The following is a 16,546-nucleotide window of genomic DNA, read 5'->3' as shown; positions in this document are numbered from 1 at the left end:
TTTCCTCTCTTATGCGTGGCCGGCCGCGTCGCTGACGACGGTCGAGACACCCTCGCCCGCCAGCACCCGCGCCAGATTGCCCGGCTCGCGGATGTTGAACACCACGATCGGGATATGATTGTCACGGCACAGCGCCACCGCGCTGGCATCCATCACCTTCAGATTGTCGGCGAGCACCCGGTCGTAACCGAGCGTGTCGTACCGCACCGCGTTCGGATCCTTCTTGGGATCGGCGTTATAGACGCCGTCGACGCTGGTGCCCTTGAGCAGCGCGTCGCACTTCATCTCGGCGGCGCGCAGCGCGGCGCCGCTGTCGGTGGTGAAATAAGGGGCGCCGACGCCGGCGGCGAAGATCACGACGCGGCCTTTTTCCATATGGCGTTCGGCGCGGCGGCGGATCACCGGCTCGCAAACCTTGTCCATCTCGATCGCCGACTGGACCCGCGTTTCGACGCCGAGTTGCTCGAGCGCATTCTGCATCGCGAGCGCATTCATCACGGTGGCGAGCATGCCCATATAGTCGGCCTGCGCACGGTCCATGCCCTTGGCGGCGCCCGCCATGCCGCGAAAAATGTTGCCGCCGCCGATGACGAGGCAGATTTCGAGCCCGCGCTCCTTCGCCGCCTTGACCTCGGCGGCCATGCCCGCGACCGTTTCGGGGTCGATGCCGAAGGGGGTCGGTCCCATCAGCGCCTCGCCCGACAGTTTGAGCAAAATGCGTTTCAGGCCGGGCAATGCCATGTCTGGGTGAACCTCTTGTCAGTTATCAATATGCGAATGGCGCGCACCCTAGTCAGAGTGCGCGCCATTGCCAAGCGGACTGCCGCGCCGCGGCGCAGCAACCCCACGTTTCTTTTAGACGCCGGCGACCGCCGCGACTTCCGCCGCGAAATCGCTTTCTTCCTTCTCGATGCCTTCGCCGAGCTGGAAGCGCGTGAAGCCCTTGAGCGTGATCGTCGCGCCGACGTCCTTGCCGGCGGCGGCGACAACTTCGGCGACCGGGGTCTTGCCGTCCATCACGAACAGCTGCGACAGCAGCGCATTTTCCTTGCGGAACTTGGCGATGCCGCCGTCGACCATCTTGGCGACGATGTCAGCGGGCTTGCCCGACTGGGCAGCCTTTTCCTCGGCGATCGCGCGTTCGCGGGCGACGAGTTCGGCGTCGAGATCGTCGCCGTTCAGCGCCAGCGGATTGGCGGCGGCGACGTGCATCGCCAGCTGCTTGCCGAGCGGTTCGAGAACGTCGGCACCGGCGGTCGATTCGAGCGCGACCAGCACGCCGATCTTGCCCATGCCGGGCGCGGCGGCGTTGTGGACATAGGCGGTGACGACGCCCGAGTTCACCGACATGATCGCCGAACGGCGCAGCGACTGGTTTTCACCGATCGTCGCGATATTCTGGGTCAGCGCCTCGGTGACGGTGCCGCCGGCCGGATAGGCCGCGGCACCGAGCGCATCGACGTCGGTCAGGTTACCGGCAAGCGCGACCTGGGTCACGTCGCGGACGAAGCCCTGGAACTGCTCGTTCTTGGCGACGAAGTCGGTCTCGCTGTTGACTTCGACCATCGCGCCGCGGGTGCCATCGGTGGCAACGCCGACCAGGCCTTCGGCGGCCACGCGGCCGGCCTTCTTGGCGGCGGCGGCAAGGCCCTTGGTGCGCAGCCAGTCGATCGATGCTTCGATGTCGCCGCCATTTTCGGCCAGCGCTTTCTTGCAATCCATCATGCCGGCGCCGGTACGGTCGCGCAGTTCCTTGACGAGGGAGGCCGTGATCTCAGCCATGGGTGATCCTTTCCTGTGGGGCAAGCCGTCGATCCGGCCTGCATGACGCCCGCGCGCATGGCGGGGCGATAAGTCAAAACGATGACCGGGACGGCGTGCGAACCCGAGAGTTCGCGCGCCGTCCCGTCATCCGAGCAAGCGCTTAGGCGTCGCTCTGGCGTTCGGTTTCGGCCGCTGCTTCGGGCGAGACCTGTTCGTCTTCGGTCACCGGAGCGGCAGCATCGGCGGCCGGGGCTTCGTCAGCGACCGGAGCCGTTTCTTCGACGAGCACGGGTTCGGCGACGGGGTTCACTGCGGCGCCAAGGTCTTCGCCGCGATCGGCGCGGGCCTGCTGCCCGCCACGGGTCGCAGCCTGGGCGATCGCATCGCAGTACAGGCGGATGGCGCGCGCGGCGTCATCGTTCGCCGGAACCGGGAAAGCGATGCCGTCGGGCGAGACGTTCGAATCGAGGATCGCGACGACGGGGATGCCAAGGACATTGGCTTCCTTGATCGCCAGCTCTTCCTTGTTCGCGTCGATCACGAACATCACGTCGGGAATGCCGCCCATGTCGCGGATGCCGCCGAGCGACATTTCCAGCTTGTCGCGTTCGCGGGTGCGGTTGAGCACTTCCTTCTTGGTCAGGCCCGAGGTGTCGCCCGAGAGCTGCTCTTCGAGCGTCTTGAGGCGCTTGATCGAGTTCGAGATCGTCTTCCAGTTGGTGAGCATGCCGCCCAGCCAGCGGTGGTTGACGAAATGCTGACCCGAGGCGCGGGCCGCATCGGCGATCGGGCCCTGCGCCTGGCGCTTGGTACCGACGAACAACACCTTGCCACCCGAAGCCGCCGACGAGGCGACGAATTCGAGAGCGCGCGCAAAGAGCGGCACGGTCTGCGACAGGTCGAGAATGTGGATGCCGTTGCGCGCGCCGAAGATATACGGCTTCATGCGCGGGTTCCAACGGTGGGTCTGGTGGCCGAAGTGGGCGCCAGCTTCGATAAGATTCTGCATCGTGACGACAGGGGCCGCCATGGTCTTTCTCCTTCCGGTTGGTCCTCTGGAAAGCAAGAACCGGGTGTCGCAAGCGACGGATCCCGGCACCGGTTTATGTGCGCTTTCCATGTGGAATGGGCGGCCCGTTAGCGGGCTTGCGCGCCGAAAGCAAGGGTCGGCGCACGCTTTTCGTCGCATCGAGCCATCGCGCCCGCCCCGCGGACGGACTCGTCCCGGCGACAAAATGACTCCATTCGTCGCAAATGCCTTGAGAACAAAACGAGAACATGGAACGAAATGTGCAGCGAGGCCGTCGTTCCGATCATGGTTTCGCACAAAGAAACCGGAAGGACAAGATGATGGTTCAGGTCGCAGCAGCTCTCCTCTTCGCCATTGCCGCCGGGCTCGGCATCACTGTGATCCTCGCGATGCTGAAGAACAACGAATCGGCCATTCTCTCCGCGCTGCTCGGCGAAGGCGCCTTTCCGATCGCGACGGGTCCGGTCACCGGTCCTACAAATGATGCGGTGCTGCTGCGCCGCCGCGCCGAACGCCGCGACGCGCCGCGACCGGTTCGTGCCGTGCTGACGGCCTACCCGGTTCTCAGCCGCGCCGCCTGACGCGGGCGTAGCTGGCGATACCGAACGGCAGCAGCGCCAGATAGACCGCGCACACCCCGAGCAATGTCAGCCAGGGTGCAGTGACCAGCGCCGCGCCGAACAGGCCCACGCCCGCCAGCGCGAACAGCCGCCACGAGCGGCGCAGGCGAAAGGACGACCAGCCGTAGGTCGGGATTGCCGAGATCATCAGCATCGCAACCCCGAGCGCCCAGGGCATGACCAGATACCATTGGCGGAACAGCTCGTTACCCGTCACCAGCCACAGATAGACCGGCACAAAGGACAGCCCGGCCCCGGCCGGCGCCGGGATACCGGTCATGAAACCCGCCGATTTGTGCGGCTGGAAATCGGCATCCATGCGCGAGTTGAAACGTGCGAGGCGCAGTGCACAGCACACCGCGAGCGCGAGCGCCGCGGTCCAGCCGAATTTCGGCGCATCGGTGAGCGACCACAGGAAGAGGATCATCGCCGGCGCGACGCCGAAGGCGATCACGTCGGACAGCGAATCGAGCTCGGCCCCGAACTTGCTCTGCGCGCGGAGCAACCGGGCGATACGGCCGTCCATGCCGTCGAGCACCCCGGCAAAGATCACCGCGCCGATCGCATATTCGAATTGCCCGCCGATCGCGAACCGCACCCCGGTCAGCCCGAAACAGAGCGCCAGCACGGTGATCGCGTTGGGCGGAAAGGCGCGCAGGCTGATGCCGCCGATGCGACGGCCGGCAGCGTCCGCGGGAATCTCCTCGCCCGCCGCCATATTATTGGCCGATGCCGTCGAGGAGGTCCGCGGTGCCGATCCGCGCGACGACGGTTTCGCCCGCCAGCGTGCGCTGGCCGAGCAGGACCTGCGGCGTCGTGCCCGCGGGCAGATAGACGTCGACGCGGCTGCCGAACCGGATCAGCCCGATCCGCTGGCCGGTCGAGACATCCTGCCCCATGCTGACGAACGGCAGGATGCGCCGCGCCACCAGCCCGGCGATCTGGGTAAAGCCGATGCGTACCCCGTCGCCGCGCTCGACGACGAAATGCTGGCGTTCATTCTCCTCGCTCGCCTTGTCGAGGTCGGCGTTGAGGAACTTTCCAGGGATATAGACGATCTTGCGCAGCGTCCCCGCGATCGGGGTGCGATTGATATGGACGTCGAAGACACTCATGAAGATCGAGACGCGCAGCATCGGCGCGTCGCCGATGCCGTCGGCGCCCGCGATCTCGGGCGGCGGCGCGACTTCGGCGATCTGGGTGACCAACCCGTCGGCGGGCGCGATCACCACATCGCTGCCGGTCGGGGTGACGCGCACCGGGTCGCGAAAGAAAGCCGCGACCCAGGCGGTGATGCCGAGCATCAGCCAGCCGGCGATTTCCCAGCCGAGCAACCAGAAACACAGGGTGACGATGGCGGCGATCAGGACGAATTTCCGTCCCTCGGGATGGATCGACGGCCAATGCCATTTGATACCGCCACCGGGGCGGTTGGAGGATATGGATGAGGACATGGCGGTCTTTCTAGGGGGCAGGTCTCGCATAGACAATGCATAAGGTCCGCTGATGGTGTCGTCGGGGCGCCAATTCACGGACCACGGGGCAGTTGAACAATCGCGCGGCTTTGCTTAAGGCCCCTGCAACTCGACTCCCCGCAGGAAAAGGCACGCATATGGGCAAGATCAAGGTAGTGAACCCGGTCGTCGAACTCGACGGCGACGAAATGACCCGGATCATCTGGCAATGGATCCGTGAGCGCCTGATCCTTCCCTATCTCGACATCGACCTGCATTATTACGACCTCAGCGTCGAAATGCGCGACGAGACCAACGACAAGATCACCGTCGATGCTGCCAATGCGATCGCCAAATATGGCGTCGGCATCAAATGCGCGACGATCACCCCCGACGAAGCGCGCGTCGAGGAATTCAAGCTGAAGAAGATGTGGAAGTCGCCGAACGGCACGATCCGCAACATCCTCGGCGGCGTCGTCTTCCGCGAACCGATCGTGATGAAGAATGTCCCGCGTCTGGTTCCCGGCTGGACCGACCCGATCGTCGTCGGCCGCCATGCGTTTGGCGACCAGTATAAGGCAACCGACTTCCGCGTCCCCGGCCCCGGCAAGCTGCGCCTGGTGTTCGAAGGCGAGGATGGCACGCTGATCGACGAGGAAGTGTTCCAGTTCCCGTCGGCGGGCGTCGCGATGGGAATGTACAACCTCGACGATTCGATCCGCGACTTTGCACGCGCCAGCCTCAACTATGGCCTCGCGCGCGGCTGGCCGGTGTACCTCTCGACCAAGAACACGATCCTCAAAGCCTATGACGGCCGTTTCAAGGACCTGTTCGAAGAGGTGTTCAACGCCGAGTTCAAGACCCAGTTCGACGCCGCCGGCATCGTCTACGAACATCGCTTGATCGACGACATGGTCGCCTCGGCACTCAAATGGTCGGGCAAGTTCGTGTGGGCGTGCAAGAATTACGACGGCGACGTCCAGTCGGACACCGTCGCGCAAGGCTTTGGCTCGCTCGGGCTGATGACCAGCGTGCTGATGACCCCCGACGGCCAGACCGTCGAATCCGAAGCGGCGCACGGCACCGTCACCCGCCATTACCGCATGCACCAGCAGGGCAAGGCGACCTCGACCAACCCGATCGCGTCGATCTTCGCCTGGACCGGCGGGCTCAAGCATCGCGGCAAGCTCGACAACACCCCCGAAGTGGTCCAGTTCGCCGAGACGCTGGAACGCGTCTGCGTCGACACCGTCGAGAGCGGCAAGATGACCAAGGATCTGGCGCTGCTGATCGGTCCCGACCAGAACTGGCTGACCACCGAAGGCTTCTTCGAAGCCGTCGTCGAGAATCTCGAAAAGAAGATGAGCGCCTAAACAAGCGAATTACTTGAGATAGACGTCTAGCCAATCGGGGCCGGCCTGCATAAGGTCGGCCCTTATGGTATCGGAAACAGAAACCTCCGCCATCGGCAATGCGCTGGTGGTCCTCGGTGCCGCGGGCATCGTCATCCCCGCGTTCGCGCGCTTTCGCCTACCCCCGGTGATCGGTTTCATCCTCGTCGGCCTGCTCGTCGGGCCGTCGGGGCTGGGGGCGCTGGCCGGCGACTATCCGTGGCTGAAACACATCACGATCGGATCGACCGAGGACATTGCGCTCTTCGCCGAGTTCGGCATCATCCTGCTGCTGTTCTCGATCGGGCTCGAGCTGTCGTTCCGCCGTTTATGGCAACTCCGCAAGCTGGTGTTCGGGATCGGCGCCGCCGAACTGCTGCTCGGCGGAGTGATCCTCGGCGGCGCGCTGTGGCTGATCGGCGGCTATTCGACCCCCGCCGCCTTCGGGCTCGGCATCGCGCTCGCGCTCTCGTCGACCGCGCTCGTGCTGCCGATCGCGGGTACAAAGTCGGCGGTCGGGCGCGCGTCCTTCTCGATGCTGTTGTTCGAGGATCTGGCGATCGTCCCGATCATCTTCATCCTCGGCGCGCTGGCGCCCAATGCCGCCGCCGACAACACCGAAGTGCTGCTGACCACCCTGTGGCAAGGCGCGGTGGTCGTCGCGGCGCTGGCGATCGGCGGCTGGTTCCTGTTGCCGCGCATCTTCGCGCAGGCGGCGCGCGCCAAGGACCCCGAACTCTTCCTCGCCGCCAGCCTGCTGGTCGTCATCGTCGCCGCGCTCGCGACCGCGACGGTCGGGCTGTCGCCGATCGTCGGCGCGCTGCTCGCCGGCCTGATGATCGCCGAGACCGAATATCATGGCGAGGTCGAGGCGATCACCGCGCCGTTCAAGGGCCTCGCGCTCGGGGTCTTCCTGATCAGCGTCGGCATGGGGCTCAACCTGATGACGATCGCCGACCAATGGCCGGCGCTGATCGCCGCGGTCGTTGGCGTCGTCGCGATCAAGGCGACCGTCACCGCCGCGCTGCTCCGCTTTTCGGGCGTCGCGCGGCGCGGCACCGCGACCGAGGTCGGCCTGCTGATGGCCAGCCCGTCCGAAACGACGCTGATCGTGCTCGCCACCGCGCTGCAGGCGCAGATCATCAGCCGCGACACCGCCGAATTCTGGCAGCTCGTCACCGCGATCGGCCTGACGATCACCCCCCTACTCGCCCGCGTCGGCCACGATATTTCGCGGCGGATCGAGATGCGAACCGGCGATGCCCAGACCGACGACACGCCGACGGGACGCACCGTCGTCGTCGGCTTCGGCCGCGTCGGGCGTACCGTCGCCGAACTGCTGCGCGAACATCAGCGCCCCTATATCGCGGTCGATGCCGATATCGACACCGTCGCGGCGGCGCGGCGCGACGGCTTCCTGGTCCGCTTCGCCGACGTCGCGCGTCCGGGCAGCCTCGACAAGCTGGGGATCGAAAGCGCCGACGCGGTCGTGCTGACGATGGACGATCCCGTCCAGCAGCTGCGCATGACGAAGCAGATGCGCCAGAAATATCCCAGGCTGCCGATCATATCGCGCGCCCGCGACGCCGATCATGCCGCCGCGCTCTATCGCGCTGGCGCGACCGATGCGGTCCCCGAAACGCTCGAAAGCTCGCTGCAACTCGCCGAAGCGGTGCTGATCGACCTCGGCGTCGCGATGGGGCCGGTGATCGCCTCGATCCACGACGTGCGCGCCAAGATGCGGCGCGACATCATGACCAAGGGCGACCTCGACCAGGAACCGCGAATCCGCAAGCTGCGCCCGCGCCCCGCCGCCCGCGCCGACGACACCGCCTAGGCCGGTTTAGCGCCCGCCCGCGGCCGCGGCAGCCGGGGCATCGAGCGCCGACGCCTCGGCCAGCGTCATGCCCGTTGGCAGGATCGCCAGCGACCATTGCTTGTCGGGTGCCAGATAGAGCCGTGCGAGCCGCTGGACATCGGCGGCGGTGACCGCGCCGATATCCTGTTCCATCGACAGCGCCGCCGCGGCGACGCGCGGGTCGGTTGTCGCGCCCTCCAGCAGGTACATCCAGAAGACGTTGCCGGTCGACGCACGTGCCACCTGCTCGCGGATCGGGCCGGCGTTGCGCGCCAGTTCGTCGGCGGTCACCGGATTGGCGGCGAGGTCGGCGGCGATATCCCCGGCGATCGTATAGAAACGGTCGATATCCTTGGGCGCCAGCAGACTGCCGACGAGCAGATAACCGCCGCTGTCGAAACCGGTCGGCCAGTGGCTGTCGACGACGGGACCATAGCTTGCCCCCTGTTCGGCGCGCAGCCGGTCGAACAGCCGGTCGTTGAAGATCGCCGCGAGCACCTCGAGCGTGCGCGTATCGCGCGGCGCGGCCAAGCCGCCGCTTGTCGGCCAGGCGGTCATCGCCGCCGCCTGCCCCTTGTCGCCGCGATGATAGGCGAGCGCGGGCGCCGCAAGATGCTTGGCAAAGGCGACCTGCTGGCCGCCGGCGGGCAGGATCGGCGGGCGCGGTGCGAGCGCGCCGAGCGTTTCGGACAGGATCTTGCGATAGTCGATCGCCGACAGGTCGCCGAAAATCTGGACCTCGATCGGCCCGCTCGCGAGCCGCGGTTCCCAGAAGGCGCGGAAAGCGGCGGGCGTCAGCGCCTCGATCGCCGCCTTGTCGGGCGGCGACCAGCGCTTGTCGTCGGCGGCGAGCCAGCCACGCAGATTGCGGTCGAGCACCGCGTTGGGCGTCGCGTCGTTAAGGTCGTATCCGGTCAGGAAACCGATGCGCAGCCGTTCGACCGGCGCCGCGTCCCAGCGCGGAGTCGCGAGCTTACCGGCGATCAGCCGCAGTTGGTCGTCGAGGTCGTCTGGCTTGGTTTCCGCCGACAGTTCGAACGCATCGTCGTCGATCGCGAAATTGAGCTGGATCTGGCGGCCGTTGGTCAGCGCGTCGATCTCATTCTGTCCCCACGGACCGATACCGCTGGCGATCAGCGCATAGTCGCCGGTCCACAGCAGGTTCGGCTCGTTCGCCGCGACGCTGCGGTTGCCGGTGCCGAACCGGACGTTGACGCGCACCTTGCCGGGTTCGACCTTGTTGTCCGAGATCAGCGCCGTGACGCCATTGCCGAGTTCGATCCGTTCGGCGCGCAGCCCGAGCAGCCGCTCGGTCTTGACGATCGGAGTCGGCGTACCGAGCGGAGGCAATTGCTTGAAATTGACGTCGGCGGCGGTCAGCCGGTCGTCGCGGATCGCCGCGGGCGCCTTCAATGCGGCGAGCAGCGCGGGCTGGCCGCCGGGGATGGCGGTCGGGGTGGTCAGGACGACACGCGTCGCGGGACCCGAGAAGATCGCCTTGCTGATGTCGAGCATCACCTTCGGAGTTGCCGAGGCGCGGATCGCGGCGAACATGTCGACCTGTCCCTGCGGGCTGGTCACCGTCTCGCCGATGTCGACGGCACGCACCATGTCGTCGGCGAGCCGAGCGCCGGGTTCGTTGCGCGCGTTCTGCAATTCCTTGACGAGGAACGCCTGAATCTCGTTCGCTTCGCGGTCGATGTCGGCCTGCGACGGCGGGTTCTGGGTCGCATCGGCGATGACGCCGCGGACATCGGCGAGCGCCGCCTTCCAGTCGCCGAGCGGCACGATCTGCGCCAGCGTCACATCGGCGCTGCGGCTGACATATTGTTGTTCGGCGGTCGCGACCAGGTAGCTGCCGCCCGCGCGCGCGCGGTTTTCGAGCCGCCGGTTGACCAGCGCGATGGCGAGGAACTCGAGGTACAGCCGCCGGGTGTTCTCGACCGTGTCGATCCGCTTGATCCATGGCCGGACCATCGCGAGGGTCAGCGCCGGGGGCTGGTTCGCCTCGACGATCTGCAGTGCCGCGGGCGCTTTGGGGTCGGGTTTGCCGAAATCGGGCTGTTTCGGCATCGGCCCGCCGGCTTTCCAGTCGCCATAATATTTGGCGATCAGCCGTGCGAATTCGGCGGGGTCGCCGTCACCGACCATCACCACCACCGCGCGGTCGGGGCGGTACCAGCGATCGTGGAAGGCCTTGACGGTGCTCGCGCGTGCCGCAGCAAGCGAGTCATAGGTGCCGATCGGCGAGCGGTCGCCGAGCAGTTGGCCGGCGAACAGATGCGCGTTGGTCGCATCGGCGATCCGCTTTTGCGGCCCGTCCGATTCGCGCAGTTCGGACTGCACGACACCGCGCTCGGCGGCGACCGCAGTGTCGGAAATCAGCGGTTCGCGGACCATGCCGGCGAGCAGTTTCATGCTTTCGTCGAGCGTCGCCGGGGTCGCGCTGGGCAGGTCGAGTTGATAGGCGGTCTGCGTCGGCGTCGTCTGGGCATTGGAATCGCTGCCGAAGCTCACCCCGAAGCGCTGCCAAATGCGCTTGGCCTCGCCGTCGGGAATATGTTCGGAACCGCGGAAGGTCAGATGTTCGAGAAGATGCGCAAACCCGCGCTCCTGCTCGGTTTCGAACATCGAGCCGACGTCCATGCGGACGCGGATCGACACCTGCCCCGGGGGCACGCCATTGTTGCGCACCGCATAGCGCACGCCGTTGGGCAGCGTGCCGAACTGCCACGCGGTGTCGCGCGGGATGTCGCTGCCTTCGTACAGCCAGCTGTCGGGCTGAACCTGCGCGGTCGGCGCGCTGCCTTGGGCCAAAGCGACGGGCGGCGCGCCAAGCAATGCCAGCGCGGCGCAGGCGGACATCAGGGAACGGGCGAAGCGGGCGGGGGCCAGCGCTGAAAGATCGGACATTGCCCCACCTTATCGCGTCCGAACCTTGCTCGCCACTGAACTGTCGCGATGCTTGCCCTCTTCGTCGCATCGGCTTAGCCCATAGCGATGACCATGGAGGCCGCCTCGCCGCTGATCGCGCTCGTCGAAATGACGAGCAGCATCGATCCCGACGCCAATCTGGGGACGATGGACCGCGCGCTGGCGGCCGCCGCCACGGCGGGCGCGGTCATGGCCTTTTTCCCCGAAATGTCGGTGCTGCTCGACCGCGACCGCGCCCGGTCGGCGGGACATGTGGCGCGCGAGGCCGACAGTCCCTGGCTGCCCGCGCTCCAGGCGATGGCGCGCCGCCACGGGCTGTGGGTTCATACCGGATCGATGCCGTTCCTGAGCGACGACGGCGGTCGCCGCGTCAATCGCAGCCATGTCATCGCCGCCGACGGCACGATCGCCGCCGCCTATGACAAGATCCACATGTTCGACGTCGCGCTGCCCTCGGGCGAAAGCTGGAGCGAATCGTCGAGCTATGCCGGCGGCGAGTCGGTGGTCGTCGTCGAGACTCCGGTGGGCATGCTGGGCCTGAGCATCTGCTACGACCTGCGCTTCCCCGAACTGTATCGCGCGCTGGTCGAGCGCGGCGCGAGCCTGATCGCGATCCCCGCCGCCTTTACCGTCTCGACCGGCGCGGCACATTGGCACGTCCTGCTCCGCGCGCGCGCGATCGAGACCGGGTGCCATGTCGTCGCGGCGGCGCAGGCCGGCACGCATGCGGACGGGCGATCGACCTATGGCCATAGCCTGGCGGTCGGGCCGTGGGGCGAATTGCTCGGCGAAAGCGTGGCGACCGGGCGGCCCGCCGCAGACTTCCAGATCGTCGTGGTGCCGATCGATCCCGCGACGACTGACAGCGCCCGCCAGTCGATCCCGCTCGCGCGTTCGCGTGCCAATCGCCGCCCCGCGCTCTAACCCCACCCAATCCGGCGCGTTTCGCTTGCCGGTTCTTCAGACGCACAAAAGGCCCCGAGTGAAACTCGGAGCCCCTTGAAGCTTAGACGACTAGGCCGAATTACGGGCTGGTCGGGGTATCGCTGTTGTTGCCGGCTGCAATCACAACGCCGCCGATGATGGCGAGCAGTGCGAGGAGGGCGATGATCCAGCTGCTGCCTTCAAGTTCGCTCTGGCCGTCGACGGCCGAAACGGCGCTGACGTCGTCAAACGACACCGACGAAATGGCGGGTGCAGCCGAAGCCGCCACCGGTGCTGCAATCATCGAAGTCGCGGCGAGGGAGATCGCTGCTTTCTTGAGGAAGTTCATCGTTTTCTCCATCCACTGGAATTTTGATCTTCTCGAATCGAGCCTGAGAATCACATCCCGAACTCGTTTCCGCCCCGCCCTTCTATGCATCGCTGCCAGATATTGCAAGGCGTTTTGCCGTACTGCAGCATTTCTTATGAATCTGCTAAATAGAGAAAAAGTTGTCCAAAAGGCCTGGCCTACCCCCGGCGCACCCGTTCGAAGGGTTCGCTGGTCACGGGATAGCCCAGATGTCCGGGGATGCAGAGGTGCGACTCCCCTTCGCGTTCCTCGATCCATGGCGTCACCAATTCGACCGGATGTGCGGCAGCATGAGCCGAAAATGCGGCGAAATCATCGGCCTGCGCCAGCTTTTCGAGATTGCGGCGAGTCGGGAAGATGATCGACACCTCACCGCGATCGGCCATCGCCAGCGTTTCGCGCGCGCCGGCCCAGAAAATATGGCTGTGTTCGGCCTCCTCGACGGTCAGTTCATGACCGTGCGCGGGCGCCTCGACCGCAAAGAAGCGGGTGTCGAAGGTGCGCGCTTCCTTGAAATTGGGGCACCAGCGCGCGAAGGGCACCAGCGCATCGAGCGCGAGTCGGTCGCCGCGTTCGTCGAGGATTTCGGAAAGCAGCCGTTCGGCGAGCAGCGCCTGCCGTACCGCGGGAACATCCGCGTCGGCCAGCGCGGGCCAGCCCACCGCGAGTCCCGTTTCCTCGAGCGTTTCGCGCAAGGCCGCAACGCGACCGGCACCATCGGTGTCGCTGTCGCCATAGCCGTGACGGCTGGCGACGAGATAGTCGTCGGGGTCGATCCGGCCGCCGGGAAACACCACCGCACCCGCCGCGAAGGCCATATTTGCGGCACGCTTGACCATCAATATCTCGTCGGGGCCACCGTCATCGGACGGCCGCATGATGACGAGGGTGGCCGCGGGAATCGCGCCGTCGGGCAGTTTGTTTGCATCGCTCATTATCACCGGCGATAATCCTCTCGATCCTTGTTGTCATCCGGCATTGCCCACGCCGGGGGCTGCGTGCAAGATGGCAATCGCCCGGCGCCTTGCGTCGGCGGCGGGAGAAGGGCCGATGGGCATCGTCGAGATACTGGGCGTCGCAGGCAGCCTCAGCCTGCTCGCGGGCTGGCGGCTCTACCTCACCATCCTTGCCACCGGCGTGGCGATGCATTTCGGCTGGCTGCCCCTGCCCGACCATCTGCAATCCTTGCAGATCTTGGCCAATCCGTGGGTCCTCGGAGTCGCGTTGGTGGGCACCATCGCCGAATTCCTCGCCGACAAGATCGCATGGGTCGATTCGATCTGGGACGGCGTCCACAGCTTCATCCGTCCGCTCGGCGGGGCGCTGCTCGCGCTGGCGCTCGTCGACAGTTCGGATCCGGCATGGCAGGTTGTCGCCTTCCTGCTCGGCGGCGGCGGCGCGCTGCTCAGTCACGGCGCCAAGGCGACGACGCGCGCGGTGGTCAACGTCAGCCCCGAACCGTTCAGCAATGTTGCGGTGTCGACCGGGGAGGATGTCGCGACCGGCGGACTGCTCGCGCTCGCCATCGCCTATCCGCCGATCGCGATCGTCATCGCGGTGCTGATGTTCGTCGCGGCGGTGATCGTGATCATCGCGCTGCGCCGCCTGCTCCGCAACATCAAGGCGACGCTGAAGCGAACGCTGGGCGATGAACCGACGGACGAATTACCGCCCGCCTGATCAGGCGGGCAGCAGCGCCTTCAGCGGTGTCTCGACATCGGCAAGCTGCTCAGCCGTCGCCTGCAGGCCTGCGGTGACCAGCATCCGACCCTGGACATAATCCTTCGTCGCGTTGACGCAGTCGAGCGCGATCACCCTGCCCTGACGCAGATAGACGACCGAGAAGCTGCGGCTGGCGATATCGCCGCGCAGCACCGTCTGGTCGTGGCCCGTCGACAGGCCCGCGGTCTGGAGCTTCAAATCATATTGGTTCGACCAGAACCAGGGGATCGCGTGATAGCGCGCCTCGTCGCCGCAGATGCCCTTGGCGACGACATTGGCCTGGTCGTTGGCATTCTGCACCGATTCCAGCCGGATGACCGCACCCTCGGCAAAGTCGTTCTCGTGCGCGGCGCAGTCGCCGATCGCGTAGATGTCGGCCAGGCTGGTCTTGCAATGATGGTCGACGAGCACGCCGTTGCCGCCCGCCGCGCCCGCCGCGATCAGCGGTTCGACCGCGGGGACGATGCCAATGCCGACAATCACGAGATCGGCGGCGACGACTTCGCCGGAGCCGAGCCGCACGCCCGTCGCGTGGGCATCGCCCTCGATCGCCGCGACCTGCACGCCGAGGCGAAGGTCGACGCCATGGTCGCGATGTTCCTTTTCATAGAAGCGCGACAGATCCTCACCGGCGACGCGCGCCAGTACCCGGTCGAGCGCTTCGAGCAGGATGACCGGCTTGCCCGCCTTGCGCAGCACCGCCGCGGCTTCGAGCCCGATGTAGCCGCCGCCGATGACGACGATCTGCTTCGCGGTTTCGGACGCCGCCTTCATCGCGTCGGCGTCGGCGCGGGTGCGTACCCCCTGCACGCCCGGCAGGTCGCCGCCGGGGATCGGCAGCATCCGGGGACTGCCGCCGGTCGCCCAGACGAGCTTGCCATAGGCGATCGTCTCGCCGCCGTCGGTGGTGACGCTGTGCGCCACCGGATCGACCGACACGACGCGCTTGTTCAGCAGCATCGTGACCTCGCGTTCGTCCCAATATTTGGCGGGACGGATCTGGATGCGTTCGAATTCCTTTTCGCCGGCGAAATATTCCTTCGACAGCGGCGGACGCTCATAGGGAAGTTCGGGCTCGTCGCCGATGATCGCGATGCTGCCTTCGAACTTCTGGGTGCGCAGCGATACCGCGACCTGCGCGCCGCCATGCCCCGCCCCCACGATCACCACGTCGAACCGCATCGCCAAATCTCTCCCGCATAGGTTTATGCGAGAATGTCCCTTGCACGCAGGGCGAGGCGAGGCAAGCGGCGGCGAGGCCAGCGCGGAATAGAAATTCTTGGGGTGGCGATGCCGCTAGGGCAAGCGGGCATAATTCTCGAACCAGGGCGCCATACGGCGGCACGCCTCCTCGATCTCGGCGGTCGACACCGCGAAGCTCAATCGCATGAAGCGCGATCCGTCGACCGGATCGAAATCGACGCCCGGCGCCGTCGCGACGGCGGTGTCGACCAGCAATTGCCGGCAGAAGGCGATGCTGTCGTCGGTCAGATGCCCGATGTCGGCATAGATATAGAAAGCACCGTCGGGCGGCGCGATCCGCCGCAGCCCCATCGCGGGCAGCCGACCCAGCAGCAGTTCGCGGTTGCGCTTATAGGTGGCGAGATGCCCTTCCAGTTCGTCCCTTTCATCGAAGGCGACCAGCCCTGCATGCTGGGCGAGGCTGGGCGGAGTCAGGAACAGATTGCCCATCCGCGCGCGCGCCGCGTCGATCTGGTCGGGCGGCACCACCAGCCAGCCGAGCCGCCAGCCGGCCATGCTGTAATATTTGGAGAAGCTGTTGACGATGAAGGCATCGGGCGCCTCCTGCAACATCGACGGCACCGGCCCGACATAGGACAGGCCATGATAGATTTCGTCGGAGATGATGCGGATGTTCCGCCGCCGGCAGACCTCGGCGATCGCCGCCAGTTCCGCTGCCTCGATCACCGTCCCGGTCGGGTTGGCGGGACTGGCGACAATCAGTCCCTCGGGCGCCGGATCGAGCGCCTCGACCGCGGCGGCGGTCAGCTGAAAACGCTCTGCCTCGCCGCAGCCGATCTCGACCGGCACCATGTGCAGCGCGCGCAGCGTGTTGCGATAGGCGACATAGCCCGGCCGGGCGAGCGCGACGCGGGCGCCGGGCGCGAAGGCGCAGGTCAGCGCGAGGACGAAAGCGGGCGAGGCACCGCAAGTCAGGATCACCTGCTCGGCATCGACCGCGACGCCATGCGTCTCCTGATAATAGCGCGCGATACGTGTCTTGAGCGCCGGGCTTTCCCAATAGCCCATGCCGTCCTGCGCCAGCACCTCCTGCGCGCGCGCCACCGCGGCGACGGGGGCGCCGGTCGAGGGCTGGCCGAACTCCATATGGATCACCGGATCGCCCGCCGCCGCCATCTGGTGCGCGAGGCGGCTGATCGAGATGGCGTAGAAGGGATCGACGGTAGCGGTCATGTTGGGCCTGCTATGCGGTTCGGTCGCCGGTTGCTAGCCCCTT

15 protein-coding genes are annotated in these 16,546 nt (G+C 66.3%); 5 read left to right on the top strand and 10 right to left on the bottom strand.

All coding sequences use genetic code 11. The features are described from left to right. Nucleotides 1-9: 9 nt before the first annotated feature. The 3 genes from pyrH to rpsB all read right to left on the bottom strand — a co-directional run bounded on the left by pyrH (nucleotide 10) and on the right by rpsB (nucleotide 2,794). A complete protein-coding gene (gene pyrH, locus EEB18_RS16840) occupies nucleotides 10-741 on the bottom strand; it encodes a UMP kinase (RefSeq protein WP_056346747.1) in 732 nt (243 codons plus the stop codon). A 114-nt stretch (nucleotides 742-855) separates the two neighbouring features. After that, nucleotides 856-1,782, bottom strand: a complete 927-nt coding sequence (tsf, locus tag EEB18_RS16835; protein WP_056346745.1) for a translation elongation factor Ts — start codon at nucleotides 1,780-1,782, stop codon at nucleotides 856-858. A gap of 142 nt (nucleotides 1,783-1,924) precedes the next feature. After that, the gene (gene rpsB / locus EEB18_RS16830) at nucleotides 1,925-2,794 is read right to left on the bottom strand and encodes a 30S ribosomal protein S2 (protein ID WP_056346744.1); all 870 of its coding nucleotides are present in this window, start codon (nucleotides 2,792-2,794) and stop codon (nucleotides 1,925-1,927) included. Nucleotides 2,795-3,042: 248 nt separating this feature from the next. On the opposite strand from rpsB, the gene EEB18_RS16825 reads away from it, so the two are divergent. Beyond that, nucleotides 3,043-3,375 carry a hypothetical protein gene (locus EEB18_RS16825; RefSeq protein WP_262407972.1) on the top strand — a complete coding sequence of 111 codons (333 nt, stop codon included), beginning with the start codon at nucleotides 3,043-3,045 and terminating at the stop codon, nucleotides 3,373-3,375. On the opposite strand, the gene EEB18_RS16820 is transcribed toward EEB18_RS16825, so the two are convergent. After that, complete coding sequence (locus tag EEB18_RS16820; RefSeq protein ID WP_187140278.1) at nucleotides 3,359-4,132, bottom strand: CDP-alcohol phosphatidyltransferase family protein; 774 nt, start codon at nucleotides 4,130-4,132, stop codon at nucleotides 3,359-3,361. The two genes, EEB18_RS16825 and EEB18_RS16820, sit on opposite strands and share 17 nt — an antisense overlap. 1 nt (nucleotide 4,133) lies before the next feature. After that, complete coding sequence (locus EEB18_RS16815) at nucleotides 4,134-4,868, bottom strand: phosphatidylserine decarboxylase (protein ID WP_056346739.1); 735 nt, start codon at nucleotides 4,866-4,868, stop codon at nucleotides 4,134-4,136. A gap of 158 nt (nucleotides 4,869-5,026) precedes the next feature. On the opposite strand from EEB18_RS16815, the gene EEB18_RS16810 reads away from it, so the two are divergent. Together EEB18_RS16810 and EEB18_RS16805 are read left to right on the top strand one after the other, a co-directional pair. Further along, complete coding sequence (locus tag EEB18_RS16810) at nucleotides 5,027-6,241, top strand: NADP-dependent isocitrate dehydrogenase (RefSeq protein ID WP_187140277.1); 1,215 nt, start codon at nucleotides 5,027-5,029, stop codon at nucleotides 6,239-6,241. Nucleotides 6,242-6,305: 64 nt separating this feature from the next. Then, nucleotides 6,306-8,096: a cation:proton antiporter gene (locus EEB18_RS16805; RefSeq protein WP_187140276.1), complete on the top strand. Its 1,791-nt coding sequence runs from the start codon at nucleotides 6,306-6,308 to the stop codon at nucleotides 8,094-8,096. 6 nt (nucleotides 8,097-8,102) lie between these two features. On the opposite strand, the gene EEB18_RS16800 is transcribed toward EEB18_RS16805, so the two are convergent. Next, a complete protein-coding gene (locus EEB18_RS16800; protein ID WP_187140275.1) occupies nucleotides 8,103-11,030 on the bottom strand; it encodes a M16 family metallopeptidase in 2,928 nt (975 codons plus the stop codon). Between the two features lie 87 nt (nucleotides 11,031-11,117). Here EEB18_RS16800 and EEB18_RS16795 point away from each other — a divergent pair, with 87 nt between their 5' ends. Then, complete coding sequence (locus tag EEB18_RS16795) at nucleotides 11,118-11,975, top strand: carbon-nitrogen hydrolase family protein (RefSeq protein ID WP_262407971.1); 858 nt, start codon at nucleotides 11,118-11,120, stop codon at nucleotides 11,973-11,975. Between the two features lie 100 nt (nucleotides 11,976-12,075). Here EEB18_RS16795 and EEB18_RS16790 read toward each other — a convergent pair whose 3' ends face one another. Further along, nucleotides 12,076-12,324, bottom strand: a complete 249-nt coding sequence (locus EEB18_RS16790; protein WP_156377663.1) for a hypothetical protein — start codon at nucleotides 12,322-12,324, stop codon at nucleotides 12,076-12,078. A gap of 179 nt (nucleotides 12,325-12,503) precedes the next feature. Further along, nucleotides 12,504-13,280, bottom strand: coding sequence for an NUDIX domain-containing protein (locus EEB18_RS16785; RefSeq protein WP_187140274.1), 777 nt, complete (start codon nucleotides 13,278-13,280; stop codon nucleotides 12,504-12,506). A gap of 115 nt (nucleotides 13,281-13,395) precedes the next feature. Between EEB18_RS16785 and EEB18_RS16780 the strand changes: the two genes are divergently transcribed. Further along, nucleotides 13,396-14,025, top strand: coding sequence for a DUF4126 domain-containing protein (locus tag EEB18_RS16780; RefSeq protein WP_187140334.1), 630 nt, complete (start codon nucleotides 13,396-13,398; stop codon nucleotides 14,023-14,025). On the opposite strand, the gene EEB18_RS16775 is transcribed toward EEB18_RS16780, so the two are convergent. Together EEB18_RS16775 and EEB18_RS16770 are read right to left on the bottom strand one after the other, a co-directional pair. Further along, the gene (locus EEB18_RS16775) at nucleotides 14,026-15,249 is read right to left on the bottom strand and encodes an NAD(P)/FAD-dependent oxidoreductase (RefSeq protein WP_187140273.1); all 1,224 of its coding nucleotides are present in this window, start codon (nucleotides 15,247-15,249) and stop codon (nucleotides 14,026-14,028) included. A gap of 114 nt (nucleotides 15,250-15,363) precedes the next feature. Then, nucleotides 15,364-16,503, bottom strand: a complete 1,140-nt coding sequence (locus tag EEB18_RS16770; RefSeq protein ID WP_187140272.1) for an aminotransferase class I/II-fold pyridoxal phosphate-dependent enzyme — start codon at nucleotides 16,501-16,503, stop codon at nucleotides 15,364-15,366. Nucleotides 16,504-16,546 lie beyond the last annotated feature (43 nt).

It is taken from the genome of Sphingopyxis sp. OPL5, assembly GCF_003797775.2.
Lineage (GTDB): Bacteria > Pseudomonadota > Alphaproteobacteria > Sphingomonadales > Sphingomonadaceae > Sphingopyxis.
This window is presented reverse-complemented; position numbering and strand designations above follow the sequence as displayed.

Excerpts from the sequence above, each read along its gene's own strand:
- pyrH (WP_056346747.1), bottom strand. The coding sequence starts at position 741 with ATGGCATTGCCCGGCCTGAAACGCATTTTGCTCAAACTGTCGGGCGAG.
- tsf (WP_056346745.1), bottom strand. The coding sequence starts at position 1,782 with ATGGCTGAGATCACGGCCTCCCTCGTCAAGGAACTGCGCGACCGTACC.
- rpsB (WP_056346744.1), bottom strand. The coding sequence starts at position 2,794 with ATGGCGGCCCCTGTCGTCACGATGCAGAATCTTATCGAAGCTGGCGCC.
- EEB18_RS16825 (WP_262407972.1), top strand. The coding sequence starts at position 3,043 with ATGGAACGAAATGTGCAGCGAGGCCGTCGTTCCGATCATGGTTTCGCA.
- EEB18_RS16820 (WP_187140278.1), bottom strand. The coding sequence starts at position 4,132 with ATGGCGGCGGGCGAGGAGATTCCCGCGGACGCTGCCGGCCGTCGCATC.
- EEB18_RS16815 (WP_056346739.1), bottom strand. The coding sequence starts at position 4,868 with ATGTCCTCATCCATATCCTCCAACCGCCCCGGTGGCGGTATCAAATGG.
- EEB18_RS16810 (WP_187140277.1), top strand. The coding sequence starts at position 5,027 with ATGGGCAAGATCAAGGTAGTGAACCCGGTCGTCGAACTCGACGGCGAC.
- EEB18_RS16805 (WP_187140276.1), top strand. The coding sequence starts at position 6,306 with ATGGTATCGGAAACAGAAACCTCCGCCATCGGCAATGCGCTGGTGGTC.
- EEB18_RS16800 (WP_187140275.1), bottom strand. The coding sequence starts at position 11,030 with ATGTCCGATCTTTCAGCGCTGGCCCCCGCCCGCTTCGCCCGTTCCCTG.
- EEB18_RS16795 (WP_262407971.1), top strand. The coding sequence starts at position 11,118 with ATGACCATGGAGGCCGCCTCGCCGCTGATCGCGCTCGTCGAAATGACG.
- EEB18_RS16790 (WP_156377663.1), bottom strand. The coding sequence starts at position 12,324 with ATGAACTTCCTCAAGAAAGCAGCGATCTCCCTCGCCGCGACTTCGATG.
- EEB18_RS16785 (WP_187140274.1), bottom strand. The coding sequence starts at position 13,280 with ATGAGCGATGCAAACAAACTGCCCGACGGCGCGATTCCCGCGGCCACC.
- EEB18_RS16780 (WP_187140334.1), top strand. The coding sequence starts at position 13,396 with ATGGGCATCGTCGAGATACTGGGCGTCGCAGGCAGCCTCAGCCTGCTC.
- EEB18_RS16775 (WP_187140273.1), bottom strand. The coding sequence starts at position 15,249 with ATGCGGTTCGACGTGGTGATCGTGGGGGCGGGGCATGGCGGCGCGCAG.
- EEB18_RS16770 (WP_187140272.1), bottom strand. The coding sequence starts at position 16,503 with ATGACCGCTACCGTCGATCCCTTCTACGCCATCTCGATCAGCCGCCTC.